The sequence below is a fragment of the Pigmentiphaga sp. NML080357 genome (assembly GCF_002188465.1).
Taxonomy (GTDB): domain Bacteria; phylum Pseudomonadota; class Gammaproteobacteria; order Burkholderiales; family Burkholderiaceae_B; genus Pigmentiphaga.
Genome location: NZ_NINW01000024.1, coordinates 281,772 through 304,493, shown reverse-complemented (window position 1 = coordinate 304,493; position 22,722 = coordinate 281,772). Strand labels below are relative to the sequence as shown.

The following is a 22,722-nucleotide window of genomic DNA, read 5'->3' as shown; positions in this document are numbered from 1 at the left end:
CCCGGCATGCTCACGCGCCCGGCGAAAGGTCCTCCACCGACCAGATGCCGTTCCACAGCGCCCGTGCTTGCGCCTCGGGCAGCGCGGCGCAGGCCAGGCCCAAGAACTTGCGTTCCACACCGCCCCGGTCCAGGGGCGGCACGTTGGTTCCAGGCGGCGAATACGGCCCGTCTTCCGAAGGCGTGCCGTACTCCATCATGCATATGCCCGCGCGGCGCGCGCCGTCGCGCAACGTGACTTCGACCCGGGCCGGCAGATAGCGCGGATAAAGGACCGCGTAGTCTTCATCGACGTGAAGACGGATGCGGGCGCACAGCGCATCCACCTCGGGATCCACCGCGGGCGCACGCACGTTCGACAAATCGTATCGCCCATGCCGCAGCGCGCTGGCCACTGCCCAGACGACGCTCATCAGCCGGTCATACAGTTCGTGCCCCGCCCGGGGCGCCTTCCCGAACCGCAGCGCCACCGGATAGGTATGCACATCGACCCCGGCGATGTCCCGGGCGGCGAGCGGCCCATCGCGCCAGATGGCCTCGATAGCGTCGATGGCCGGCTGCGCGTGGCGGCATGCGGGAATGGGCTTGAAATACACCCCGTCCAGCGTCTGTCCGCGCCATGCTTCAGGCGCGTCCAGGCCGCTGCTGCGCAGCACCGTCAGCACGCCCGGGTCGCCGCCGTCCTCGAAGATGCGTTCGCCCGCGGACAATCCGGCGCATGCCATGCGCACTGCCTCGATCGCGCAGCGGGCCGCCAGGCCGCCATGAAGCGGCACCGCGGAGCCGTGCTCCGTCAGGCCGCGCAGAGCCGCGGCCGGGAACGAGAATGCGGCGTTGCTCAAAGCGCGCGCGAGGGCGTCCTCGTCCAGCTCGAGCAACCGGCCCAGCGCGGCAGTGGCCCCGATGGCACCGGTGCAGGAGGTCGGCGCCAGCCCGGCCAGTGTCAACGCCGGGTGCGCGCTGGCCGCCAACCGATTCGCGACTTCGTAGCCGACCGCGATGGCCATGTGCACCGCCTGCATCGGCCTTGCACCGCGCATGCACCACACCGCCGGAATGATCGTGTTGCAGGGATGATTGCCGCCATGGCCGTACCCGTCGTGCAGTTGCAGCAGCGACCCCATGGCGCCCATCGCGATCGCGGCCGACTCGGCGGTGAGGCCTTCGGCAACCCCGGGAATCCGCACCGGCCCCGGCTGCGCGAGCACCCATGCGCTCGAGGCCTCGGGCAGCGTCGACCCGGCCAGGACACAACCGATGAAATCCGCAAGGATCAGCGCAAGCTTTTCGCGCCGTGCCGGCGACAGGTCCGCGCGGCGCAGGCCGAGGGCAAAGGTCGCGAGGCGCCGCGCCAATGGCGGTGCGGAGGTTGGCTCCCCTTCCATCGCCTGCCCCCTACTTCAGCAGAGCGCGTGCAATCAGCATGCGCTGGATTTCGGAAGCGCCCTCGCCTACCCGGTAGTGGCGCACGTCGCGATAGAAACGTTCGACCGGCACACCCCGGATCAGCCCCGATCCGCCAAAGATCTGCACCGTGCGGTCCGCGACCCGGCCCACCATTTCCGAGCAGAAGAGCTTGACCATGCTGGGAGCCGTCTCCACGTCCTCGCCGCGATCGATGCGGCGCATGGTGTCGTAGGCGAGCGAACGAGCAAGCGCGAGTTCGGTCGCCGAATCGGCGAGCATCCATTGGATCGCCTGGCGCTCGGCCAGCGGCTGTCCGAAGGTGACGCGCGTCTTGGCATAGGCCACGGCATCCTCGAGCAGGCGGTCCGCCGCGCCTATGCAGGCCGCCGACACGCCCATCCGGCCGCTGGCCAGCGATCCCATCGCGATCCCGAAACCACCGCCGACGGTGCCCAGCACCGCATCGTCGGGCACCAGGCAGTCGTCGAAGCGGATCTCGGCCAACTCGATGGGATCGGAACCTATCGTCTTGTCCACCCGCTCCACGCGCATGCCCGGCGTGCCTTGATCGACCAGGAAGGCCGTGATGCCGCCCCGGGCGCGCCGGGCCGCATCGGTCACGGCCAGCACCATGACGACTTGCGCGCGGTGGGCCGCGCTGATGAATTGCTTCAGGCCGCGTATCAGCCAGCCGCCGGCCACTTTCTCGGCCGTGGTGCGCAGGGCCGCCGCATCGGAACCGGCTTCAGGCTCGGTCAGCGCGAAGCTGGCCAGCCATTCGCCGCTCGCCAGCTTGGCGACGTATTTTTCGCGCTGGGCCGGCGTGCCATGCCGCGCGATGGCGATGGGCGTCAATCCGCTCGTGCAATCCAGCATTACGGTGAAGACCCGGTGCGACCGCGCGACCTCTTCCATGACCAGGCAATAAGTAGCCAGGTCGAACCCGCCACCGCCGTACTCGGCCGGCAAGCGCATGCCCAGATAGCCTTGTTCCCGCATCTCGGCCAAGGCCGAAGGCGGTACCGTGCCTTCCCGGTCCATCTGGCGGGCAAGCGGCTCCAGCCGTTCGGTCACGAAACGCCGGACGGCCGGGCGCATTTCCGCCAGTTCTGGCGTGCAATCTTGCTTCATGGGCTGCAAAAATTCACTATATGAATATATAATTCATAAAACGAATTCATTGTGGCTATTGGCACCCCCCGGTGTCAAGGCCCCTCTTCGCCATGAAAGAAACCGATCCCCTCTTCGTCACGGCACTGGCCCGAGGCCTGCAAGTCCTGCGGTGCTTCACGCCGGACCGGGCGGAACTGGGCACGACCGAAATCGCCAAGCTCACCCGATTGCCGCAGCCCACGGCATGGCGGTTGTGCAAAACCCTGGTCGCGCTCGGCTATCTCGTGCCGACGGCGAACGACAAACTCCGCGTAGGCGCCGCCGCCCTGTTGCTGGGCTATGCCGTAGTGGCCCAGACCGAGATCAACCAATATGCCGCGCCATTGATGAAAACCGCCGCCGATGCACTGGGCACCACCGTGCTGCTGGCGGAACGGCACGACGCGAAGATGGTGATCATCCAGCGCAGCGAGCCCGCCAACGTCCGGCGCGTCATGCTGCACATCGGCTCGACCGTGGGCCTGACCGATTCCTCGCTGGGGCTCGCCTATCTGGTCGCGCAGGACGCCGCGGAACGCGACCGCATCGTCCAGATGCTGCAAGCCGAAGGCATGTGGGAGCCGGCCCGCGATCCGGGCCGCCTGCAAGCCGCGCTGGCCGAGTACGAGCGGCACGGCGCGGTGTTCATGCGCTACCCCCAGGAGAATTTCAACGCCCTCGGCGTCCCGGTGCAGCCGGCCGACCGCAACCGCACCCTGGTCCTGACCTGCGGCGCCTCGGACGCGCTCTTCACCGACGAACATCTCGCCGCCACCGTCGCGCCCACGCTGAAGCGCCTGGCCGGCGAGATCGCACCGCTGCTCATGGCTAGACGGTAGGCCCCCCCCCTACGCGCTGACGCGCGCCCCCCAGGGGGCGATGCGGGCGGACTGGCAAAGCCGGATCCGCGGCGCCCTGGGTCTAGTGCCGCTTTCTCCAATTGCCACATTGTTGCTACCGCTGGCAGCCAGCGAAGCACAGGCGCGACAACCCAAGAAACTCCTACTAGACCCCGGATGCGGTGGATCCGGCTCCGCCGGTCCACCTGCATCGCCCTCTGGGGGGCGCCCGTCAGGGCGTAGGGGGGGGGCTACACACTCCCCCAGAGATCGTGATCGTCGGAGCGGGCGATGCGCACCGAGATGATGTCGCCGACCTTGTAGCGCTTCCAGGGCTTGTCGGCGGGGGCGACGTAGACTTTGCCGTCGATGTCCGGCGCATCGGCCATGGAACGGGCCACGCCGCCTTCGGGCGTGACTTCGTCGACGAGGCACTTGAGCACCTTGCCTACCCGGCGGGCGAGGCGTTTGCGGGAGATGCCCTGCTGCACCTGCATGAAGCGGGCCTGGCGCTCCTGCCGCAGTTCGTCCGGCACGGGATCGGGCAGTTCGTTGGCGGCGGCGCCTTCGACGGGCGAATAGGCAAAGCATCCCACCCGGTCGAGCTCGGCCTCGCGCAGGAAGTCCAGCATTTCCTCGAACTCGGCCTCGGTTTCGCCGGGGAAGCCCGCGATGAAGGTGCTGCGGATGGTCAGGTCGGGGCAGATCTCGCGCCACGCGCGGATGCGATCCAGGTTGCGCTCGGACGAGGCCGGCCGCTTCATCAGCTTGAGGATGCGCGGGCTGGCGTGCTGGAAAGGCACGTCCAGGTACGGCAGGACGCGGCCACCGTTCTCATGCACCTCGTTCATCAGCGGCAGCACCTCGTCCACGTGCGGATACGGGTACACGTAGTGGAGCCGTACCCAGGCGCCGAGCCTGGACAGCTCGCGCACCAGTTCGGTCATCCGCGTGCGCACCGCGCGGCCGTTGACGAAGCCGGTGCGGTATTTCACGTCGACGCCATAGGCGCTGGTGTCCTGGGAAATGACGAGGATTTCCTTCACACCGGCCTTGACCAGGTTCTCGGCCTCTCGCATGACCTCGTGGATGGGACGCGAGACGAGGTCGCCGCGCATCGACGGGATGATGCAGAAGCTGCAGCGATGGTTGCAGCCCTCGGAGATCTTCAGGTAGGCGTAGTGCTTGGGCGTGAGCCGCACGCCTTGCGGCGGCACCAGGTCGCTGAACGGATCGTGCGGCTTGGGCAGGTGCAGGTGCACCGCGTCCATGACTTCCTGGGTCGCATGCGGTCCGGTAACGGCCAGGACCTTGGGGTGCATCTTCTGCACCACGCCGGCGCCGTCGGCTTCCTTCTTCGCTCCCAGGCAGCCGGTGACGATGACCTTGCCGTTGGCTTGCAGGGCTTCGCCTATGGTGTCCAGGCTTTCCTTGACGGCATCGTCGATGAAGCCGCAGGTATTGACGATGACCAGGTCGGCTTCTTCGTAGGACCTGGAAGTTTCGTAGCCTTCGGCCCGAAGCTGGGTCAGGATCTGTTCCGAGTCGGACGCCGCCTTGGGGCAGCCCAGGCTGGCGAAGGCCACGCGCGGAGCCGGAGCGCTCATTGGACGGCCCTCCCGTGCCCGCGCGGCATCGCCGCCAGGAAAGAACAGGCCGCCAGCGGACGGCTACAGGAAAAAGCGGCGGCCGCCCGTGACAGGGCGGCGAACGTTGGACGAGCTGACTTGGAAGACATCGGGCGTACCGCGGGCATGGCCCCCGGCCGGAATTTTGCGGAATCCGGGGATTTTACCGGGTTCCGGAACGCCAGCGGCGGCTGCCGCTACTTGCGCTCGTCCTCCTTGGACGTGGGCGCGAACGGGAAGGAGGTGAACATCGACCGGGTCTGGCTCTGCATCTGGTCCTGCATCTGCACGAACAGGTTCTTGCTCTGTTCGATGTAGTTGCTCATCATGCTCTGGATCATCGGCGTCTGGACGTTCATGAACTGCGCCCAGGCCTCGGGCCCGAACTGGCCGCCGTACAGGCTCTTGGACTGCTCGCCGAGCTTGTTCTGGATTTCCATGAACGCCTGGATGTTCTTCTCCAGGTACGAGCCCATGATGCCCTGCATCGCGTGCCCGTAGAAACGGATGATCTGGGCCAGCATGTTGGAGGTGAACATGGGCGCGCCGGCCGTTTCCTCTTCCAGGATGATCTGCAGCAGGATGCTGCGGGTGAGGTCCTCGCCGGACTTGGCGTCGACCACTTCGAAGGCCTCGTTGTCGAGCACGAGCTGCTTGACGTCGGCCAGCGTGATGTAGGTGCTGGTCTGCGTATCGTATAACCGGCGATTGGGATATTTTTTTATCAACCGCAACGCGTTGCCGGCTCCGGCTTGCTGCGCCATGCTTGCCCCCAACTTTGTGTTGTATGAAACCGGCGCGGTCCGCCGACCGCACCAGCCGCCAAGTGTAGATCAACCCGGCGAGAAACGCTGCGGGCCGGATCCGGGCTTACCCCATGTGGAGGCCGCCGTTGAGGGAAAAATCCGCGCCGGTGGCGAATCCCGCATCGTCGGAGGCAAGCCAGGCGATGATGGAGGCGATCTCCTCGGGCGTTCCGAGGCGCTTGACCGGAATGCTGTCGACGATGGACTGGAGCACGTCGGGACGCACCGCCCGGACCATGTCGGTGCCGATGTAGCCCGGCGACACCGTGTTGACCGTGACCCCCTTGGACGCGACTTCCTGCGCCAGCGCCATCGTGAATCCGTGGATGCCGGCCTTGGCGGTGGAATAGTTGGTCTGGCCGAACTGCCCCTTCTGCCCGTTGACCGAACTGATATTGATGATGCGCCCCCACTTGCGCTCGATCATGTCGCCGATGACCTGCTTGGTGACGTTGAACAGGCTGTTGAGGTTGGTGTCGATGACGGCGCGCCAGTCGTCCAGCGTCATCTTGCGAAACAGGCCGTCGCGGGTAATGCCCGCGTTGTTGACCAGCACGTCGATCGGGCCGACCTCTTCCCGCACCTTGGCGAATGCCGCGACCGTCGAGTCCCAGTCCGCCACGTTGCCCACCGAAGCGCGAAAGGCGTATCCGAGCGCCGCTTGCTCGTCCAGCCATTGCTGGAAATTCCGGTTGGGCCCGCAGCCCGCCACGACGGTGAATCCCGCCTTGGCCAGCCGTTGGCAAATGACGGTGCCGATACCGCCCATGCCGCCCGTCACGTAGGCTACCTTTCCGCTCATGATGCCTCCTTGATCGCAGGCACGATCGCCCGCCGCTTGTACTGCAGAATCCGCATGCCCGCGCTCATACCGCCCTCACCTTGACGTATCTGCCCGGCGCCGGCTCGATGGCGGGATGGTCGGGGCTGCCCAGGGTGTCCTTGGCCTTGGCCAGGCGCCCGCCGTGGGACTTGATCCAGCGCGCCCAGTCGTTCCACCAGCTGCCGGGCACTTCCTGCGCGGCGCCGGCCCAGGCGGCAGCGTCGGCCGGCAAGTGGTCGTCCTCGCGCACCCAGTAGCTGCGCCGGTTGCGCGCGGCCGGGTTGATGACGCCGGCGATATGTCCCGAGGCGCCCAGCACGAAGCGCATGGGGCCTCGCAGCAGCGTGGTGGAGGCATAGGCCGATGCCCACGGAACGATATGGTCTTCCCGGGAGCCGTACACATAGGCCGGCATGTCGAGGCTGCTGAAATCGAGCGCGACCCCGCAGGCGCGCACCTTACCGGACACCCTGAGGTTGTTTTCCAGATAGGTATTGCGCAGGTACCAGGCGTAGAACGGCCCGGGCAGATTGGTGCTGTCTGCGTTCCAGTACAGCAGGTCGAAGGCCGACGGCGCCTGCCCTTTCAGGTAGTTGTTGACGACGTAGTTCCAAACCAGGTCGTTGGGCCGCAGGAACGCGAAAGTGGTCGCCAGTTCGCGCGCGGCCAGGACCCCTCCCGCGGCGAACTGCTGCTCGCGAAGCAGGACCTGGGCCTCGTCGATGAAGACGTCGAGCACGCCCGTATCGGTGAAATCGAGCAGCGTCGTCAGCAAGGTCAGAGATGCGACCGGGTCTTCGCCGCGCGCCTTCGCCACCGCCAGCGCCGACGCCAGGAGCGTGCCGCCGACGCAGAACCCCAGGGCGTTGATCTGCTTCTGCCGGCTGATGGCCGAAGCGACCGAGATCGCCTCGAGCACGCCCTCTTCCAGGTAGGCGTCCCAATCCGCGTGCTGGATGCCGTCGTCGTCGGCGGCCAGCGGATTGCGCCACGACACCATGAAGACCTGCAGGCCTTGTTCCAGCGCGAAGCGCACGAAGGAGTTGTGCGGCTGCAGGTCGAGGATGTAGAACTTGTTGATGCACGGCGGCACGATCAGGAGCGGCCGCGCGTAAACGCGCGGGCCCGCGGGCCGGTATTGGATCAGCTGGAACAGCCGGTTCTCGAACACCACCGCGCCTTCGGTGGTCGCGAGGTTGCGTCCCACCTCGAACGAGGTTTCGTCGGTGTGCGAAATGCGCCCCTTGCGCAAGTCGGACAGCAGATTGGCGACACCCTGCTGCAGGCTTTCGCCGCCGGATTCGATCAGGCGGCGCTGGGCCTCGGGGTTGAGGGCAAGGAAGTTCGAGGGCGCCATGGCGTCCACCCATTGCATGGTGGCAAAGCGCAGGCGGTTGAGCATGTGTTCCGGCGCCTCGATGCTGTCGGCCATCTTCAGCAGTGTGCGCGCGGACAGGAGATAGGCATGGGCCAGGAACACGTGCGCCGGACTCGCGGACCACGCTTCGCCGGCAAAGCGCTGATCGGAAGGCGCTTCGAGCGTGCCCTGGGAAGCGGCCTGCCAGAGCCCGGCCCATTCGCGGGTGAACTCCTGCTGGATCTCGAGCAGCTTTTCGGGCGCCATGGCTTGCCCGCCGGACAGGATGTGGCTGGGCGCCTCGGCGGACGGCGGCGGGACGGGGCTCGCCGGACCCAGCATTTGCTGCCACGTTTCCAACCATGCCAAGGGGTTCGTAGAATCCTGCCGGGACTGACTCACTAAGAACACCTTGATGATTCGATTGCGCTAGATGTGATAGTGCATAGCGCGCCTGCGCCTGTCAAATCGCGCGGACGGCCGAACTCGCGTAGATTATCGGCTGTATCGCCGAGTGCGCGTTTTCCCGCCCCCATCCGCTCATGCACTTTTCCGCCATCATCGCCATCGGCTGGCTTTACGTGACGCTACTGATGTCGCTCGCCCAGCCCACCGTGCTTGCCGGCGTCGCCACGCTGCTGTTCTACGGATTGCTGCCGGTTGCCATCCTGCTCTACATCGTCACCACGCCGGCACGCAAGCGCAGGCGACGCGAACGCGAAGCCGCGCAGCCCGGCGGGTCTGCGGCGGATGCCACGCATGCCGACGGGAACGGCCGCCCCCGCTCCCCGTGAAAAGGCCGCTCAGGACGTCAGCCAAGCCAGTGTGGCGAAACGCCCCGTCGCGCCTTCCTTGCGATACGAATAGAAGCGATCGTTCCCGGCCACGGTGCACAGGCCGCTGCGCACGACCATGCCTACGCCACACGCGCGCAGGCGCTGCTCGGCCAAGGCCGGCAGGTCGGCCAGCCACTTGGGCTTGCCGGCGGCGTCGAACGTGCCGGCAGGCGCGAAAGCGCCGTCCGGCGGGGTCTGCCCGAGCCCGAAGGCGGCCCTGACCTCGTCACCCACTTCGAACGCGGCCGGACCGATGGCCGGCCCTATCCACGCGCGCAGCATCCCGGCGGGTACCGCCCCCATCGCGGCAACGGCGTTTTCCAGCACGCCGGCCGCCAGCCCCCGCCAGCCGGCATGCGCCACCGCCAGCACGCCGGCATCGGGGGCTGCGATCACCACGGGCAGGCAATCCGCGGTCATGACCGCCAGCACCTTGCCGCGCGTGCGCGTGACGGCGGCATCGGCCGGGCCGGGGTCCTGCTCACGGTCGGCGTCGGCCACCCGCGTGCCATGGACCTGGTCCAGCCACAGCGGCGCCGACGGCAGCATGGCCCGCAGGCGGGCCCGGTTCTCGGCCACCGCCTCGGGTGCATCGCCCACGTGGGCGCCCAGGTTGAGCGACGCATACGGCGGGCGGCTGACGCCGCCGGCGCGCGTGGTGGCGAATATCCGCACGCCGGGCCAGTCCGGTCCGTCATGCACGGGCAAGCCAAAGCTCTCTGCGGTCATTTCAGGTCCATGACGCTACGCGCCATCCAGGGGTCATGCAGGGGCGTCACATCCAGCCCTCCTCTTCCGGTAGAAGGGAATCCTCTTCCCACTCGATGGCCTCGGCCACGGCCCGCATGTCGTCGGGCGGCGGGGCATGGAAAACCCGCGGCGCGCCGTCGGCGGGGTCGTCGAACTGCAGCCGAGCGGCATGCAGCATCTGGCGCGCGGCCGGCTCCACCATCTTGCCGCCGTACAGCGTATCGGCCAGCAGCGGATGGCCCATGCTCGACAGATGGACGCGTATCTGGTGCGTGCGCCCGGTCTCCAGGCGGCACTCGACTTCGGTCACCGGCATGCCGGTGCGGGCGCTGCCCCGGCGCAGCGGCTCGAAGTGCGTGACCGCCGGCTTGGCGGCGATCGGCCGCTCCACGCTCATCCGCACCGGCACGCGCGGATCGCGGCCGATGGGGCGGTCGATCGTGCCGCCCGTGCGCAGATGGCCCGACACCAGGGCGATATAGCGCCGGCCCACCGTTCGCGCCTGCAATTGCCGCACCAGCGAGGTCTGCGCGGTGATGGTGCGCGCCACCACCATGAGTCCCGACGTATCCTTGTCCAGCCGGTGCACGATGCCGGCGCGCGGCACCTGCGCAAGCTCCGGATAGCGGTGCAGCAGCCCGTTGAGCAAGGTGCCTTGCCAATTGCCCGCGCCCGGATGCACCACCAGTCCCACGGGCTTGTCGACCACGATCCAGCCGGCGCTTTCGGCGACGACGGGAAAATCGACGGGCTGCGGCACGAAAGCCATCGACTCGGGCGCGGCTTCCTCCCAGACGGTCAGTTGGTCGCCGGGGCCGACGATTTGCCGGACCGTGGCCTCTTTGCCGTTGACCAGCACCCCGCCCCGTTCTATCCAGCCCTGGAGCCGGCTGCGGGAATGTTGCGGCAAAAGCTGCGCGAGGACCTTGTCCAGGCGGTCGGCGCGGGTGCCCGCGGGCAGGTCCAGCACGCGCGGTTCCGCTTCCTGGCTCTCGATATCGGGGGACGGCAGAGAAGATGGCATGTTTTGAAAGGCTTGGCCGCCAAGCCCGAATATAATCACGGACAGTCTATTGGTGAGGGACACCACCATGCAGTTGAATACCCTGGCAATGCAAGCGGCTTCCGGCAACGGGCATCGGGCCCCGGCCCGGTGGCAAGGACTTGCGCTGCGACTGGGCTACGCCCTGGCCTGCGTGCTGGCCGCCATCGTTCTGGCCGGCTGCGCCACCAACACCAAGGAACCCGATCCCACCGTGGGGTGGACCGCCGAGAGATTGTACAAGGAGGCCAAGGACGAAATGGACACCGGCAACTGGACGCAGGCGGCCAAGTTGCTGGAAAAGCTCGAAGCGCGCTATCCCTTCGGCGTCTACGCCCAGCAGGCGCAGATCGACATCGCCTACGTCTACTGGAAGGACGGCTCCAATCCCCAGGCCCTGGCCGCGATCGACCGCTTCGAGCGGCTGCATCCCAACCATCCCAGCCTGGACTACATGCTCTACCTGAAGGGCCTGATCAACTTCTACCAGGAAAGCGCCCTGCTGGCCAGCCTGACCAAGCAGGATCCCAGCGAACGCGACCCCAAGGGCGCGCGCGAGTCGTTCGACGCCTTCAAGGCGCTGGTCGCGCGCTTTCCCGACAGCAAGTATGCGCCGGATGCCCGCCTGCGGCTGAATTACCTCGTCAACTCCATCGCCATGAACGAGGTCCACGTCGCGCGCATGTATCTCGAACGCGGCGCCTACGTGGCCGCGGTCAACCGCGCGCAAACCGCGGTCCGCGACTTCCAGGGCGCGCCGGCCGTGGAAGAGGCGCTCTACATCATGGTCCTGGCCTACGACAAGATGGGCATGACCGACCTGCGCGACGATGCCTCGCGCGTCCTGAACCTGAACTATCCCAACAGCAGGTTCGTCAGCGGCGGCTTCGCCCAGGACAAGGGTCCCTGGTGGAAAATCTGGTAGCGGCACACCGGCCGTGCCCAGCGTGCTGCTGATCGACGATCACGCCATGTTCCGCGAGGGGCTGGCGCTTGCCCTGGGGCAGGCGCCGGCCCCTCTCTGCATCTACGCACCGCCGCCAGCGGCGCGCAGGCGCTGGACCTCCTGAAGGAAGGGCCGCCGACATCGCCCTGATGGACTACTACCTGCCCGACATCGGCGGTGCCGCGCTGGCCGCCGGCGCCCACGGGTTCCTGCACAAATCGGCGGACGCCGTGCTGCGCCACTAGGGCACGGCCCTCTACCAGGAGCTGCTGGACGACACCAGTTCCCGCAGTCCTGGCAGGTCCAGGACAAGCTGATCCGGGACGTAGGCTGCCCGGCATCCAGACGACGCTGCGCCGCATTGGGACGACAATCGCGCTGCTACCGGCGGCATCGTCGCCGAACTTCGGCCTGGGCGCCAGAAGCGATGCCGGCTACGATCTCGTGCCGATGGACGGCTCGCTGTACGCGGGCTATGGACTGCCCACGAGCGTGCCGATGTATCTGCAGCCTCGCGGTTTCTTCCCCTTCGTGCGCCCGGCGGTGCGCGACGTGTACGAGGAAACCATCGTTGTTCCGCCCCGCACCAGCGTGTCGGTCGTGGTCCGCTGATGACCGTCCCTTCAATGGCCTCCTTCGGCCAAAAGCTCCCGTCCGGCCCCGGGGGGTGCCGGCTCGACGCCCGGCGGCACGGCGGCGGCGCGTTCCGCATAGAACGCCTCTACGTCCGCCACGTTGCGTGTGCGCGTAAACGGCGGCAGCCCGCGCCATAACAGCTTGCCATATGGCTTCTCGACCAGCCGCCGGTCCGCCACCATCAGCACGCCCCAGTCGGTTTCCGTGCGGATCAGCCGGCCGGCGCCCTGCTTGAGCGCAATCGCCGCCTCTGGCAACTGGTACTCGAAGAACGGGTTGCCGCCGCGCTCGCGGCAAGCGCGGATGCGCGCGTCGAGCACAGGGTCGTCGGGCGGCGCGAAAGGCAGCTTGTCGATCGCCACCAGCGTGAGCGCGTCGCCAGGTACGTCGATGCCTTCCCAGAAGCTCGCGCTTCCCACCAGCACCGCGTGCCGGCTGTTACGGAAGCGTTCGAGCAATTCCCGACGCGAACGGTCGCCCTGCTTGAACAGGGGCCAGTCCCAGTTGCGCTCGCGAAACGCCTCCTGCAACAACTCGGCCACGCGGTCCACGGCCCGCAAGGTGGTGCACAACACGAGCGCAGACCCGCGGCTGGCGGCCAATACCGGCAGCAGTACCTCGACAAAACCTTCGATGAAGCGTGGATCCTGCGGCGCGGGGATGCCGTGCGGCACGAACAGGCGGCCGTTGGCGCCATAGTCGAACGGCGACTCCCAGCGGCCTGTCGTCGCCTCGTACAGGCCGAGCTGGCGCGTGAAATGCGAGAAATCCTCGCGCACCGACAAGGTGGCCGAGGTCAGTATCCAGGCCTGTCCGGCGGGCCGATACTGGGAAAACGCCTGTGCGACGGACAGCGGCGCCGTGTGCAGGCGAATGTGGCTGGCGCCGGTCTCCACCCAGCGCACCCAACCGTCATCGGCTCGTTGGGGAGGCGGCTCGGGGGATGGCGCCGAAGCCGGCTCGGGCCAGGCGGATTCGGCCGGTTTGCCGGTCTGTTGGGGATGCGCGGGCGGGACCCCGTGCGCCTCGGTCCAGCGCGACAGGCGCGCGATCAGGTCCGGACCGCGCTTGGCCACCATGTCCAGGTCGGGATGGCGTTCGCCCACGGCCATCAGGATGCGTCCCAGGGTATGGACCGTTTCGATCACTTGGCGCACCGCCGTGCCGAAATCCTGCGGATTGGGCAGCGTATCGAACGTGCTGCGCTGGCCGGGCATTTTCTCCACCGCCGCGCAGGACAGCCTCAATTCGCGCGTCGCCTGCTCGACGGCCTGCCCCAGGGCCGGCCAGTCGGCGCTCTCGCGGGCATGGGACAGGCCAGCGACCGTGGCGTCGCGCGCGAAGTCCAGCAACTGGTGCGACGATACCGACTCGCCCAGGAAACGCGTCGCGACCGCCGGCAACTGGTGGGCCTCGTCGAACACCACCGTGTCGGCGGCCGGCAGCAGATCGGTGATGCCCTCGTCCTTGAGCGCGAGATCGGCCAGGAACAGCGCATGGTTCACGACTACCACGTCGGCCTCGATGGCCCGCTTGCGCGCCTGCATGACGAAGCACTCGCGGAAGGCGGGGCAGTCCGAACCCAGGCAATTGTCGCGGGTCGACGTGACCTTGTGCCAGATGTCGGCGTTTTCCGGCACCTCGGCGAGTTCCGCCTTGTCGCCGTTGCGGGTGTGCTTGGCGAACAGTTCTATCTTGCGCAGTTGCGCGACTTCCGCGCGCGAGGCCAGCCGGCCGTCGCCCACGGTGCGCTCGAGGTGGTAATGACACAGGTAGTTGGAGCGGCCCTTGAGCAAGGCGATCGTGACCGGCAGCCCCAGCGCATCCCGCACTGCCGGGAGGTCGCGCGCGAACAACTGGTCCTGCAACGTCTTGGTGCCGGTCGAGACCAGCACCTTGCCGCCGTGCATCAGCACCGGCACCAGGTAGGCAAAGGTCTTGCCCGTCCCGGTGCCGGCCTCGGCCACGAGCGTGCCGCGTTCGCCGATGGTCCGCGCGATCGCCTGTGCCAGCTCGATCTGCTGGATGCGGGGACGATAGCCCTTGAGCTTGCGCGCCAGCGGGCCCTCGGCCGCGAACACGGCAGCCACGTCGGCGCCGATGTCCATGATCGAGTCCGTCATGCCGGGATGTCCGGGATCAATTGCATCTGCAAGGCCGCGATGTGGTCCTTGAGCTGAAGCTTGCGCTTCTTCATGCGCTTCAGGCGCAGTTCGTCCACCGCCGGGGAGGCGGCCAGCAACTCGATGGCCGCGTCGAGATCGCGATGCTCGAGCTGCAATTCGACGATACGCGCCGTCAGCGCCTGGATCCTGTCGTCCATCACCGGTTCCCGGCGGGTGCCTGCGCGCCCTCTTCCTGCTGCCGCGCCTTCAGGCGCTCGGCTTCCTCTTCGCGCTCGGCCCGGCGCCGCGCGCGCTTGGCCTCGGCCTCCTCACGCTGCCGCGCCTGTTTCTCCGCATACTCGCGCGCCTCGGCTTGCTTGCGCTCGAAGTCTGCGCGATTCCTCGCCCGTACGGCCGGATCGTCCACGTCGCGGGGCGGACGGGGTTGCGGCGCAGGGAGCTCCCCGCCGGGGCCGGCCGGACGGGGCGCGGCAGGTTCCGGCTCCGCAGCCTGCCGGGGCGGGCGATTGGCCGCTTCTTCGGCGCGGCGGGCGTTCCGGGCATCGCGTTCGGCATTTTCCCTGTCCCGCTCCTCGTGGCGCAGCCGGGCCTGTTCGCGGCGGATATACAGTTCGGCCTCGCGCCGTGCTGCGTCCGAACGCATCACGTTCTCGTTGCGCTCGATCCGCGCCTTCTCGACACAGCGGTTGGCGAAGAACTTGCTCATGCATTCGGCCGCCTCGACGTCGTACTGCTGCTTGAGACGATCGGTTTCCGCCTTGGCGGCATCGGCGGCGGCCTGGGCTTCCTCGATCGAGGAGAATGTGCGCGCCGGGGCCGGCTGCGCCTCGTCGGCGGCCGAGGCCGCCAACGGAGAAACGGCTCCGCAGGCAGCCAGGCAGACCGCAGGCAGCCAGCGCCGCAGCAATCCGGCCAGTCGCGGGCCAAAGGGCCGGCGAGCGCCCGCAGCCGGCGCATGCATGGCCAGACGCCCGGGCGGCTGGACCGATCCGGGGACACATTGCGTAACGCCCTGGCGGGATGCGATTGGGGACATATTCTCAGACTGTGGCAAAATCCGCGGCTTCATTTTCCAAGGTAGGACGGACTCGATGGCTATGGTCACCGACCGAGGCGAGGCGCTCGACGCCCAGGCCCAATCCCGCATTATCGCCCAGCTCGCGGAAGAACTCGGCGCGCGTGCCACGCAGGTCGCCGCCGCGGTGGAGCTACTGGATGACGGCGCCACGGTGCCGTTCATTGCCCGGTACCGGAAGGAAGTGACCGGCGGCCTGGACGATACCGTGCTGCGCAACCTGGAAACGCGGCTGGAATACCTGCGCGACATGGAGAGCCGCCGCGCGGCCATCCTGGCGTCGATCGAGCAACAGGGCAAGCTGACGCCCGAGCTGAAGGAAGCGCTGACCGCCGCCGACACCAAGCAGCGGCTGGAGGATCTTTACGCTCCCTACAAGCCCAAGCGCCGCACCCGCGCCCAGATCGCCCGGGAGGCAGGCCTGGAACCCCTGGCCGACGCTATTTTCGCCGATCCGGCCATCGATCCGCAAACCGCGGCCGCGGACTACGTCAACGCCGAGGCCGGCGTGGCCGACGTCAAGGCCGCCCTGGACGGCGCGCGCGACATCCTGACCGAGCGTTTCGCCGAAAACGCCGAAGTGCTGGAGAACCTGCGCACCTACCTGTGGAACACCGGCCTGGTGTATTCCAAGGTCGCCGAAGGCAAGGAAGCCGAAGGCGCCAATTTCCGCGACTGGTTCGACTTCAGCGAGCCGCTGCGAACCCTGCCTTCGCACCGCGTCCTGGCCATGCTGCGGGGCCGCCAGCAAGGCGTGCTGGAACTGCGCCTGGGACTGGAACCCGAGCTGGAAGAACAGGTCCCCCATCCCTGCGTGGCGCGGGTGGCCAAGCTGGTGGGCCTGGACGGGCTGTTCGGCCCGGACGCCGACGCCCGCCGCAGATGGCTGGGCGAGGTCTGCCGCTGGACCTGGCGGGTCAAGCTGCTGCCCTCGTTCGAGACCGAAAACCTCGCGCGCCTGCGCGAAGAGGCCGAAACCGAGGCCATCCGCGTCTTTGCGCTGAACCTCAAGGACCTGCTGCTGGCCGCGCCGGCCGGCCCCAAGGCGGTGATCGGCCTGGACCCGGGCATCCGCACCGGCGTGAAAGTCGCCGCCATCGACAAGACCGGCAAGCTGCTCGAAACGGCCACCATCTACCCGCACGAACCCCGCCGCGACTGGGACGGCTCGATCGAGGCCCTGGCCCGCATCGCCCGCCGCCACCAGATCGAACTCATCGCCATCGGCAACGGCACCGCCTCGCGCGAGACGGAAAAGCTGGCGGCCGACTTGACGAAGCGCTACCCGGATCTCAACCTGACCCGCATCGTGGTGTCCGAGGCCGGCGCCTCGGTCTACTCCGCCTCCGAACTGGCGGCCGCCGAGTTCCCCGAGCTGGACGTGAGCCTGCGCGGCGCCGTCTCGATCGCCCGCCGCCTGCAGGATCCACTGGCCGAACTGGTCAAGATCGATCCCAAGTCCATCGGCGTGGGCCAGTACCAGCACGACGTCAACCAGCGCGAGCTTGCGCGCATGCTGGACAGCGTGGTCGAGGACTGCGTGAACGCCGTCGGCGTGGACGTGAACACCGCCTCGGTTCCCCTGCTCACCCGCGTTTCCGGCCTGAACGCGGCGCTCGCCAAGAACATCGTTTCCTGGCGCGACCAGAACGGCGCCTTCCCCTCGCGCGCCAAACTGATGGAAGTTCCCCGCTTCGGCGACAAGGCCTTCGAACAGGCCGCCGGCTTCCTGCGCGTGGCCAACGGCGACAATCCGCTGGACTGCTCCGCGGTGCACCCCGAAGCCTATCCGGTGGTCGAGCGCATCCTCGCCAAGCTCCAGACCGACATTCGCCAGGTCATCGGCAACCGCGACGCCCTCAAAGGCGTTTCGCCCGCGCAATTCACCGACGAGCGCTTCGGCCTGCCCACCGTCAAGGACATCTTCAGCGAGCTCGAAAAACCCGGCCGCGATCCCCGCCCCGAGTTCAAGACCGCGACCTTCCAGGAAGGCGTCGAAACCCTGAACGACCTGCGCCCCGGCATGATCCTGGAAGGCGTGGTCACCAACGTCGCCAACTTCGGCGCCTTCGTCGACATCGGCGTGCACCAGGACGGGCTGGTCCACATCTCGGCCCTGGCCGAGAAATTCGTCAAGGATCCGCGCGACGTGGTGCGAGTCGGCCAGACCGTGAAGGTCAAGGTGCAAGACGTCGACCTGCAGCGCCAGCGCATCGCGCTGACGATGCGCCTGAACGACGACTCGGCGCCGGTGCGCCGCGGCGGAGACAGCGGCGGCGCACGCCCGGCCGGCAACCGCGGACGCGACCGCGGCATGAGCTCGCCGGCGCCGGTGGAAAGCGCAATGGCGGCGGCATTCGCCAAGCTGAAGCGGTAGTCCTCATGCCTCCCCAGCCCCCGGGGCGGGGAGCGCGCACGCCGACACGGCGGGCCGAGGCCGTGTCGGTTACCCGCCTACAAGACCACCGCCTCCCGCCGCTCCGCATCCAGGTATTCCCTGGACTGCATCTCCAATATCCGCGACACCGTCCGATGGAACTCGTTCGCCAGCGCTCCCTCGGTATACAGCCCCTCCGGCTCGCATGCCGCCGACATGATCAGCTTGATCTTGTGGTCGTAGAACACGTCCACCAGCCAGGTAAAGCGGCGGGCCTCCGACGCCTGTCTCGGCCCCATGGCCGGCACGTCCGACAGGATCACCGCATGGAAGCGGCTGGCCAGCTCCAGATAATCGTTCTGCGACCGCGGTCCGCCGCACAGCGTGGCGAAATCGAACCACACCACCGTCCCGCTCAGCTTGCGGGCCTTGATCTGCCGGTTCTCGACCGATAGCACCGGCGGTTCGATAGGCGGCGTGTCGGCCAGCGCGGCGAAGGCTTTCTCCAGCGCGGCATCGGCCTCCGGGCCGAGAGGACTGTGATAGATCTCCACCTGCTCCAGCGCGCGCCGGCGATAGTCCACGCCGGAGTCCACATTGAGCACGTCCATCTTCTCCTCGATCAACGCGATCGCCGGCAGGATGCGGTCGCGATGCAGGCCGTCGGGATACAAGGTCGACGGTTCATAGTTGGACGTCATCACGAACGACGTCCCGTTATTGAACAGCGCCAGCAACAACCGGTACAGGATCATCGCGTCCGCCACATCCGAGACGTGGAACTCGTCGAAGCAGATCAGCCGGTAGCGGCGGGAAATGCGGCGCGCGACCTCGTCCAGGGGATCGGCCATGCCCTTGACCTCGTCCAGCTCCCGGTGCACGCCGCGCATGAATTCGTGGAAATGCAAGCGCGTCTTGCGCACCACCGGCACCGTGGCGTAGAAGGCATCCATCAGGAAGCTCTTGCCTCGCCCGACGCCGCCCCACATGTAGACGCCACGCGGCACCCCCGGGCGATTGAGCAGGCGCTTGAGCGCGTTCGAACGCAGCGACTTGAACTCCACCCAGTCATCGTAGTAGCGCTGCAGGCGGTCGATGGCCGCGCGCTGGGCGGCATCCGGCGTGAATCCGCGCTCGGCCAGGGCGTGTTCGTAGTATTCGCGGACGTTCATTACGGTCGGGCAAAAGACGAAAGTATACGACCAGCGCCGCTCTGTCCCGGGCCACGAGGGTCGGCCTCCTCCCCCTCCCACCCTAGGCCATTCGGATGCGCGGGTGCGCCAAAAGGTGACATTTCTCACGGGAATTCGCGAACGGGACACGTCCGATAACAGTCTGCTACCAGTTCGCCGCAGGATGTCACCGCGCGGGCCAAGCGCTCGGATATGCTGGAACGTGACGATTCCGCTACACAAAGGGGACAGCCATGGCAGCCACGGCACGCACTCTCTGGAAAGGCGCCATCAGCTTCGGCCTGGTCCACATCCCGGTGGCGCTCTATACCGCCACCCAGGAAAGCGAACTGGACTTCGACTGGCTGGACAAGCGCACCATGGATCCGGTGGGCTACAAGCGCGTCAACAAGCGCACCGGTCGCGAGATCTCGCGCGAAAACATCGTCAAGGGCATCGCCTACGAGGACGGCCGCTACGTGCTGCTGTCGGAGGACGAGATCCGCGCCGCCTATCCCGAGTCCACGCAAACCATAGAAATCGAGACCTTCGTCGCGGCCGACGAAATTCCTTTCATCTACCTCGAACGCCCTTATTACCTCGCGCCCCTGGGCAAGGGCGCCAAGGTCTACGCGTTACTGCGCGAAGCGCTGCTCAAGACCGGCCGGATCGGCGTCGCGCGGGTGGTGATCCAGACCAAGCAGCACCTGGCCGCGTTGATACCCGCCGGACCAGGGCTGGTCCTGAACCTGCTGCGCTGGGCCGACGAGATCCGTTCCTGGGAGAACCTCGACCTGCCCGAGGAAGGCAGCCATGCGGAAGGTATTTCCGCACGCGAAATGAAGATGGCCGTCCAGTTGATCGACGACATGGCGGGCAAATGGGACCCGGCCCAATACCACGACGAGTTCAAGGAGAAAATCCTCCAGCTGGTGCAGACGAAGATCGAGGCCGAGGAAACCGAGGAAGTCACGAAGATCGAATCCATGGAGGAGGCCCGTCCCACCGCCGACATCGTGGACCTGACCGAGCTCCTCAAGCGCAGCCTGGAGAAGAACAAGCAGGCCGGCGGCGGGCGCGGCGGCCATGCGCGTGGCGGAAAGACCAAGCGCAGCGCGTAACCCGGCGCGGAGGAACGAGCCATGGCCAGGAACGACAGCCTTCGCACCTATCGCGCCAAGCGCGACTTTGCCCACACGCCCGAACCGAGCGAAGGCGGCAAGCCCGGCGGCCACGCCTTGTCTTTCGTCGTCCAGCGGCATGCGGCCCGGCGCCTGCACTACGATTTTCGCCTCGAGCTGGACGGCACGCTCAAGAGCTGGGCGGTTCCCAAGGGCCCCAGCCTGGACCCCGGCGTCAAGCGCATGGCGGTACAGGTCGAGGACCATCCGCTTTCCTACGGCAGCTTCGAAGGCCGCATCCCCGAGGGCCACTACGGCGCGGGCGAAGTGGCCATCTGGGATGCCGGCACCTGGGTACCCCTCGAGGATCCCCGCAAAGGCTACCGCGCCGGCAAGCTCAAGTTCGAGCTGCGCGGCACCAAGCTGCACGGGCAATGGGCCCTGGTGCGCATGCGCAAGACCGAGAAACAACCGGCCTGGCTGCTGATCAAGGAAAAGGACGAGTACGCCGCCGCCGGCCCCCAGGCCGATGCCGAGGAGGCGTCGGCGCCGGCTCCCGCCTATGACGAATTGCCCGGCCGCCTCGAACCGCAGCTGGCCACACTGGTCGACACGGCTCCGCCCGACCACGAGCACTGGCAGTACGAGCTGAAATTCGACGGCTACCGGGTACTGGCGCGGATCGAGAACGGCGAGGTGCGCCTCTTCACCCGCACCGGCAAGGACTGGACCGCCAAGCTCAAGGAGCTGCGCGATGCGCTGGCCGCGATGAAACTGGCCGATGCCTGGCTCGACGGCGAGATCATCGTACCGGACGAACACGGCATCCCGGACTTTCAGGCCTTGCAGAACGCTTTCGAGACCGGCGCCGCGCGCGGCGTGGTCTACTACTTGTTCGACATCCCCTTCTATGCGGGCCGCGACCTGCGCCGTCTGCCGCTGACCGACAGGCGGGCCACCCTGGAGAACCTGCTGCACGACGCCGACCGCGCCCACGTGCGCTTCAGCGATGCGTTCGAGGCGACGCCCCGCGATCTGGTGGCCTCGGCCTGCAAGCTCGGTTTCGAGGGCGTGATCGGCAAGCGCAAGGACGGCGGCTATCGCTCGGGACGATCCTCTGACTGGATCAAGCTCAAGTGCCAGAACCGCCAGGAGTTCGTCATCGGCGGCTATACCGACCCGAAGGGCACCCGCACGGGCCTGGGCTCGCTGCTGCTTGGGGTATACGACGACGAAGGCCACCTGCGCTACGCGGGCAACGTGGGGTCCGGCTTCGATCAGCGCACACTCACATCGCTGAAAAAACGCCTGGACGAACTGCACGCGTCCCGCTCCCCGTTCCAGCGCAACCTCGCGGGCCTGGGCAGGGCGCATTGGGTGCGCCCCGAACTGCTGGCGGAGGTTTCCTTCGCGGAGTGGACCGCGGGAGGCCACATCCGGCAAGGCGTGTTCCGCGGCTTGCGCACCGACAAGCCCGCGGGCGCCGTCGTACGCGAGAAACCCACCGCTCCTCCCAAGGAATCGGAAACCATGCAAAGCAACGGGCTGCCCTCCTCGTTCCGCGTCAGCCATCCCGGCCGGGTCATCGACAAGCAGAGCGGCATCACCAAGCTGCAGCTCGTCCAGTGCTACGCCGCGCTGTCCTCCCTGCTGCTGCCGCACCTGAAAGACCGGCCGGTGGCGCTGGTGCGGGCGCCCGACGGCATAGGCGGCGAGCTCTTCTTCCAGAAGCATGCCGACAAGGCCGCCTTGCCGGGCGTGGTGCGGCTGCCGCAGAAACTGGACCCCGGCCATCCGCCGCTGATGAAGATCGACGACCTCCAGGGGCTGCTGTCGGCGGCCCAGATGAACACTATCGAACTGCATACCTGGAACGGCGTGGACCGCGCCATCGGCACCCCCGACCGGATGACCTTCGACCTGGATCCGGGCGAAGGCGTGGGGTGGGCGCAGATCCAGGAAGGCACCAAGCTGCTGCATGTTTTCCTTCAGGAACTGGGCCTGCCGGCCTTCCTCAAGACGAGCGGCGGCAAGGGCATGCACATCATCGTGCCGCTGCGGCCCCAATACGACTGGGACACCGTCAAGGCTTTCTCGCGCACAATCGTCCAGCACCTGGCGCAGACCCTGCCCCGGCATTTCGTGGCCAAGAGCGGACCGCGGAATCGGGTGGGCAAGATATTCATCGACTACTTGCGCAACGGGTTCGGCGCCACCACCGTCTGTGCCTGGTCGGTCCGCGCGCGCCCCGGGCTGGCGGTATCGGTGCCCATCGCCTGGGACGAACTCGACACGCTCACGAGCTCCGCGCACTGGACGCTGCACGTATTGGGCGACCGCCTGGCCACGGGCAACGCGCCCTGGGCGGATTACGAGCGCTCCCGCGTGTCGCTGGCCGATGCGATGCGGCGCATGGATTTCGATCCGTCTTCCGATGTCTGAACAGGCCCGGCGCGCGCCGACTTGACGCATTCCGCACAACTGGTAGGATCGGGCGGGTCGGGCTGCCTCGCTCCCCCATGGCGCGGGCGGCGCCGCAACCTTCCGTTCTTCTCCGGCTTCCTTGCCGGAGCATTTGCCACCACGACACTGTGTTCGCCCCGATCGCCCGCCGGATCCCCCGAGGCCCG

The 22,722-nt window shown here is 67.4% G+C and carries 19 protein-coding genes; 7 read left to right on the top strand and 12 right to left on the bottom strand.

Annotated elements, in window-relative coordinates:
- Positions 1–10: 10 nt before the first annotated feature.
- Both CDO44_RS08705 and CDO44_RS08700 read right to left on the bottom strand, forming a co-directional pair.
- The gene (locus CDO44_RS08705) at positions 11–1,384 is read right to left on the bottom strand and encodes an MmgE/PrpD family protein (RefSeq protein ID WP_087779830.1); all 1,374 of its coding nucleotides are present in this window, start codon (positions 1,382–1,384) and stop codon (positions 11–13) included.
- A 10-nt stretch (positions 1,385–1,394) separates the two neighbouring features.
- Positions 1,395–2,537 (bottom strand): acyl-CoA dehydrogenase family protein, encoded by a 1,143-nt coding sequence (locus tag CDO44_RS08700; protein ID WP_087779829.1) that lies wholly within the window; start codon positions 2,535–2,537, stop codon positions 1,395–1,397.
- Between the two features lie 92 nt (positions 2,538–2,629).
- Between CDO44_RS08700 and CDO44_RS08695 the strand changes: the two genes are divergently transcribed.
- Complete coding sequence (locus tag CDO44_RS08695) at positions 2,630–3,397, top strand: IclR family transcriptional regulator (RefSeq protein ID WP_087779828.1); 768 nt, start codon at positions 2,630–2,632, stop codon at positions 3,395–3,397.
- A 251-nt stretch (positions 3,398–3,648) separates the two neighbouring features.
- On the opposite strand, the gene rimO is transcribed toward CDO44_RS08695, so the two are convergent.
- From rimO to phaC, 4 genes are all read right to left on the bottom strand, one after another.
- The gene (gene rimO / locus CDO44_RS08690) at positions 3,649–5,004 is read right to left on the bottom strand and encodes a 30S ribosomal protein S12 methylthiotransferase RimO (RefSeq protein WP_087779827.1); all 1,356 of its coding nucleotides are present in this window, start codon (positions 5,002–5,004) and stop codon (positions 3,649–3,651) included.
- A 218-nt stretch (positions 5,005–5,222) separates the two neighbouring features.
- Positions 5,223–5,789 (bottom strand): polyhydroxyalkanoate synthesis repressor PhaR, encoded by a 567-nt coding sequence (phaR, locus tag CDO44_RS08685; RefSeq protein WP_087779826.1) that lies wholly within the window; start codon positions 5,787–5,789, stop codon positions 5,223–5,225.
- Positions 5,790–5,895: 106 nt separating this feature from the next.
- Positions 5,896–6,633 (bottom strand): acetoacetyl-CoA reductase, encoded by a 738-nt coding sequence (gene phbB, locus CDO44_RS08680; protein WP_087779825.1) that lies wholly within the window; start codon positions 6,631–6,633, stop codon positions 5,896–5,898.
- A 64-nt stretch (positions 6,634–6,697) separates the two neighbouring features.
- A complete protein-coding gene (gene phaC / locus CDO44_RS08675) occupies positions 6,698–8,278 on the bottom strand; it encodes a class I poly(R)-hydroxyalkanoic acid synthase (protein WP_233146096.1) in 1,581 nt (526 codons plus the stop codon).
- Positions 8,279–8,553: 275 nt separating this feature from the next.
- Between phaC and CDO44_RS08670 the strand changes: the two genes are divergently transcribed.
- On the top strand, positions 8,554–8,805 hold the full coding sequence (locus tag CDO44_RS08670) for a hypothetical protein (protein WP_087779823.1): 252 nt from the start codon (positions 8,554–8,556) through the stop codon (positions 8,803–8,805).
- Between the two features lie 9 nt (positions 8,806–8,814).
- Here CDO44_RS08670 and pgeF read toward each other — a convergent pair whose 3' ends face one another.
- Positions 8,815–9,576, bottom strand: a complete 762-nt coding sequence (pgeF, locus tag CDO44_RS08665) for a peptidoglycan editing factor PgeF (RefSeq protein ID WP_087779822.1) — start codon at positions 9,574–9,576, stop codon at positions 8,815–8,817.
- A 46-nt stretch (positions 9,577–9,622) separates the two neighbouring features.
- Positions 9,623–10,621, bottom strand: coding sequence for an RluA family pseudouridine synthase (locus tag CDO44_RS08660; RefSeq protein WP_087779885.1), 999 nt, complete (start codon positions 10,619–10,621; stop codon positions 9,623–9,625).
- A gap of 88 nt (positions 10,622–10,709) precedes the next feature.
- Here CDO44_RS08660 and CDO44_RS08655 point away from each other — a divergent pair, with 88 nt between their 5' ends.
- Positions 10,710–11,564, top strand: coding sequence for an outer membrane protein assembly factor BamD (locus tag CDO44_RS08655; protein ID WP_087779884.1), 855 nt, complete (start codon positions 10,710–10,712; stop codon positions 11,562–11,564).
- Between the two features lie 315 nt (positions 11,565–11,879).
- Positions 11,880–12,197 (top strand): hypothetical protein, encoded by a 318-nt coding sequence (locus CDO44_RS08650; protein ID WP_233146095.1) that lies wholly within the window; start codon positions 11,880–11,882, stop codon positions 12,195–12,197.
- Between the two features lie 11 nt (positions 12,198–12,208).
- Here CDO44_RS08650 and CDO44_RS08645 read toward each other — a convergent pair whose 3' ends face one another.
- From CDO44_RS08645 to CDO44_RS08635, 3 genes are read right to left on the bottom strand one after another with little or no spacing between them, the layout of a single operon-like run.
- Positions 12,209–14,344, bottom strand: coding sequence for an ATP-dependent DNA helicase (locus CDO44_RS08645; RefSeq protein ID WP_369824578.1), 2,136 nt, complete (start codon positions 14,342–14,344; stop codon positions 12,209–12,211).
- Complete coding sequence (locus CDO44_RS08640; RefSeq protein WP_087779820.1) at positions 14,341–14,544, bottom strand: YdcH family protein; 204 nt, start codon at positions 14,542–14,544, stop codon at positions 14,341–14,343. Before CDO44_RS08640 ends, CDO44_RS08645 begins: the two co-directional genes overlap by 4 nt.
- A complete protein-coding gene (locus tag CDO44_RS08635) occupies positions 14,544–15,308 on the bottom strand; it encodes a hypothetical protein (RefSeq protein ID WP_144389491.1) in 765 nt (254 codons plus the stop codon). The genes CDO44_RS08640 and CDO44_RS08635 overlap by 1 nt, the downstream gene beginning before the upstream one ends.
- Before the next feature lie 130 nt (positions 15,309–15,438).
- On the opposite strand from CDO44_RS08635, the gene CDO44_RS08630 reads away from it, so the two are divergent.
- Positions 15,439–17,799 carry a Tex family protein gene (locus tag CDO44_RS08630; protein ID WP_087779818.1) on the top strand — a complete coding sequence of 787 codons (2,361 nt, stop codon included), beginning with the start codon at positions 15,439–15,441 and terminating at the stop codon, positions 17,797–17,799.
- Between the two features lie 77 nt (positions 17,800–17,876).
- Here CDO44_RS08630 and zapE read toward each other — a convergent pair whose 3' ends face one another.
- Positions 17,877–18,971 (bottom strand): cell division protein ZapE, encoded by a 1,095-nt coding sequence (gene zapE, locus CDO44_RS08625; protein ID WP_087779817.1) that lies wholly within the window; start codon positions 18,969–18,971, stop codon positions 17,877–17,879.
- A 254-nt stretch (positions 18,972–19,225) separates the two neighbouring features.
- On the opposite strand from zapE, the gene CDO44_RS08620 reads away from it, so the two are divergent.
- Both CDO44_RS08620 and ligD read left to right on the top strand, forming a co-directional pair.
- Positions 19,226–20,092: a Ku protein gene (locus CDO44_RS08620; RefSeq protein WP_087779816.1), complete on the top strand. Its 867-nt coding sequence runs from the start codon at positions 19,226–19,228 to the stop codon at positions 20,090–20,092.
- Positions 20,093–20,113: 21 nt separating this feature from the next.
- Entirely contained in the window at positions 20,114–22,534 is a 2,421-nt protein-coding gene (ligD, locus tag CDO44_RS08615) for a DNA ligase D (protein WP_087779815.1), read from the top strand.
- Positions 22,535–22,722: the final 188 nt, after the last annotated feature.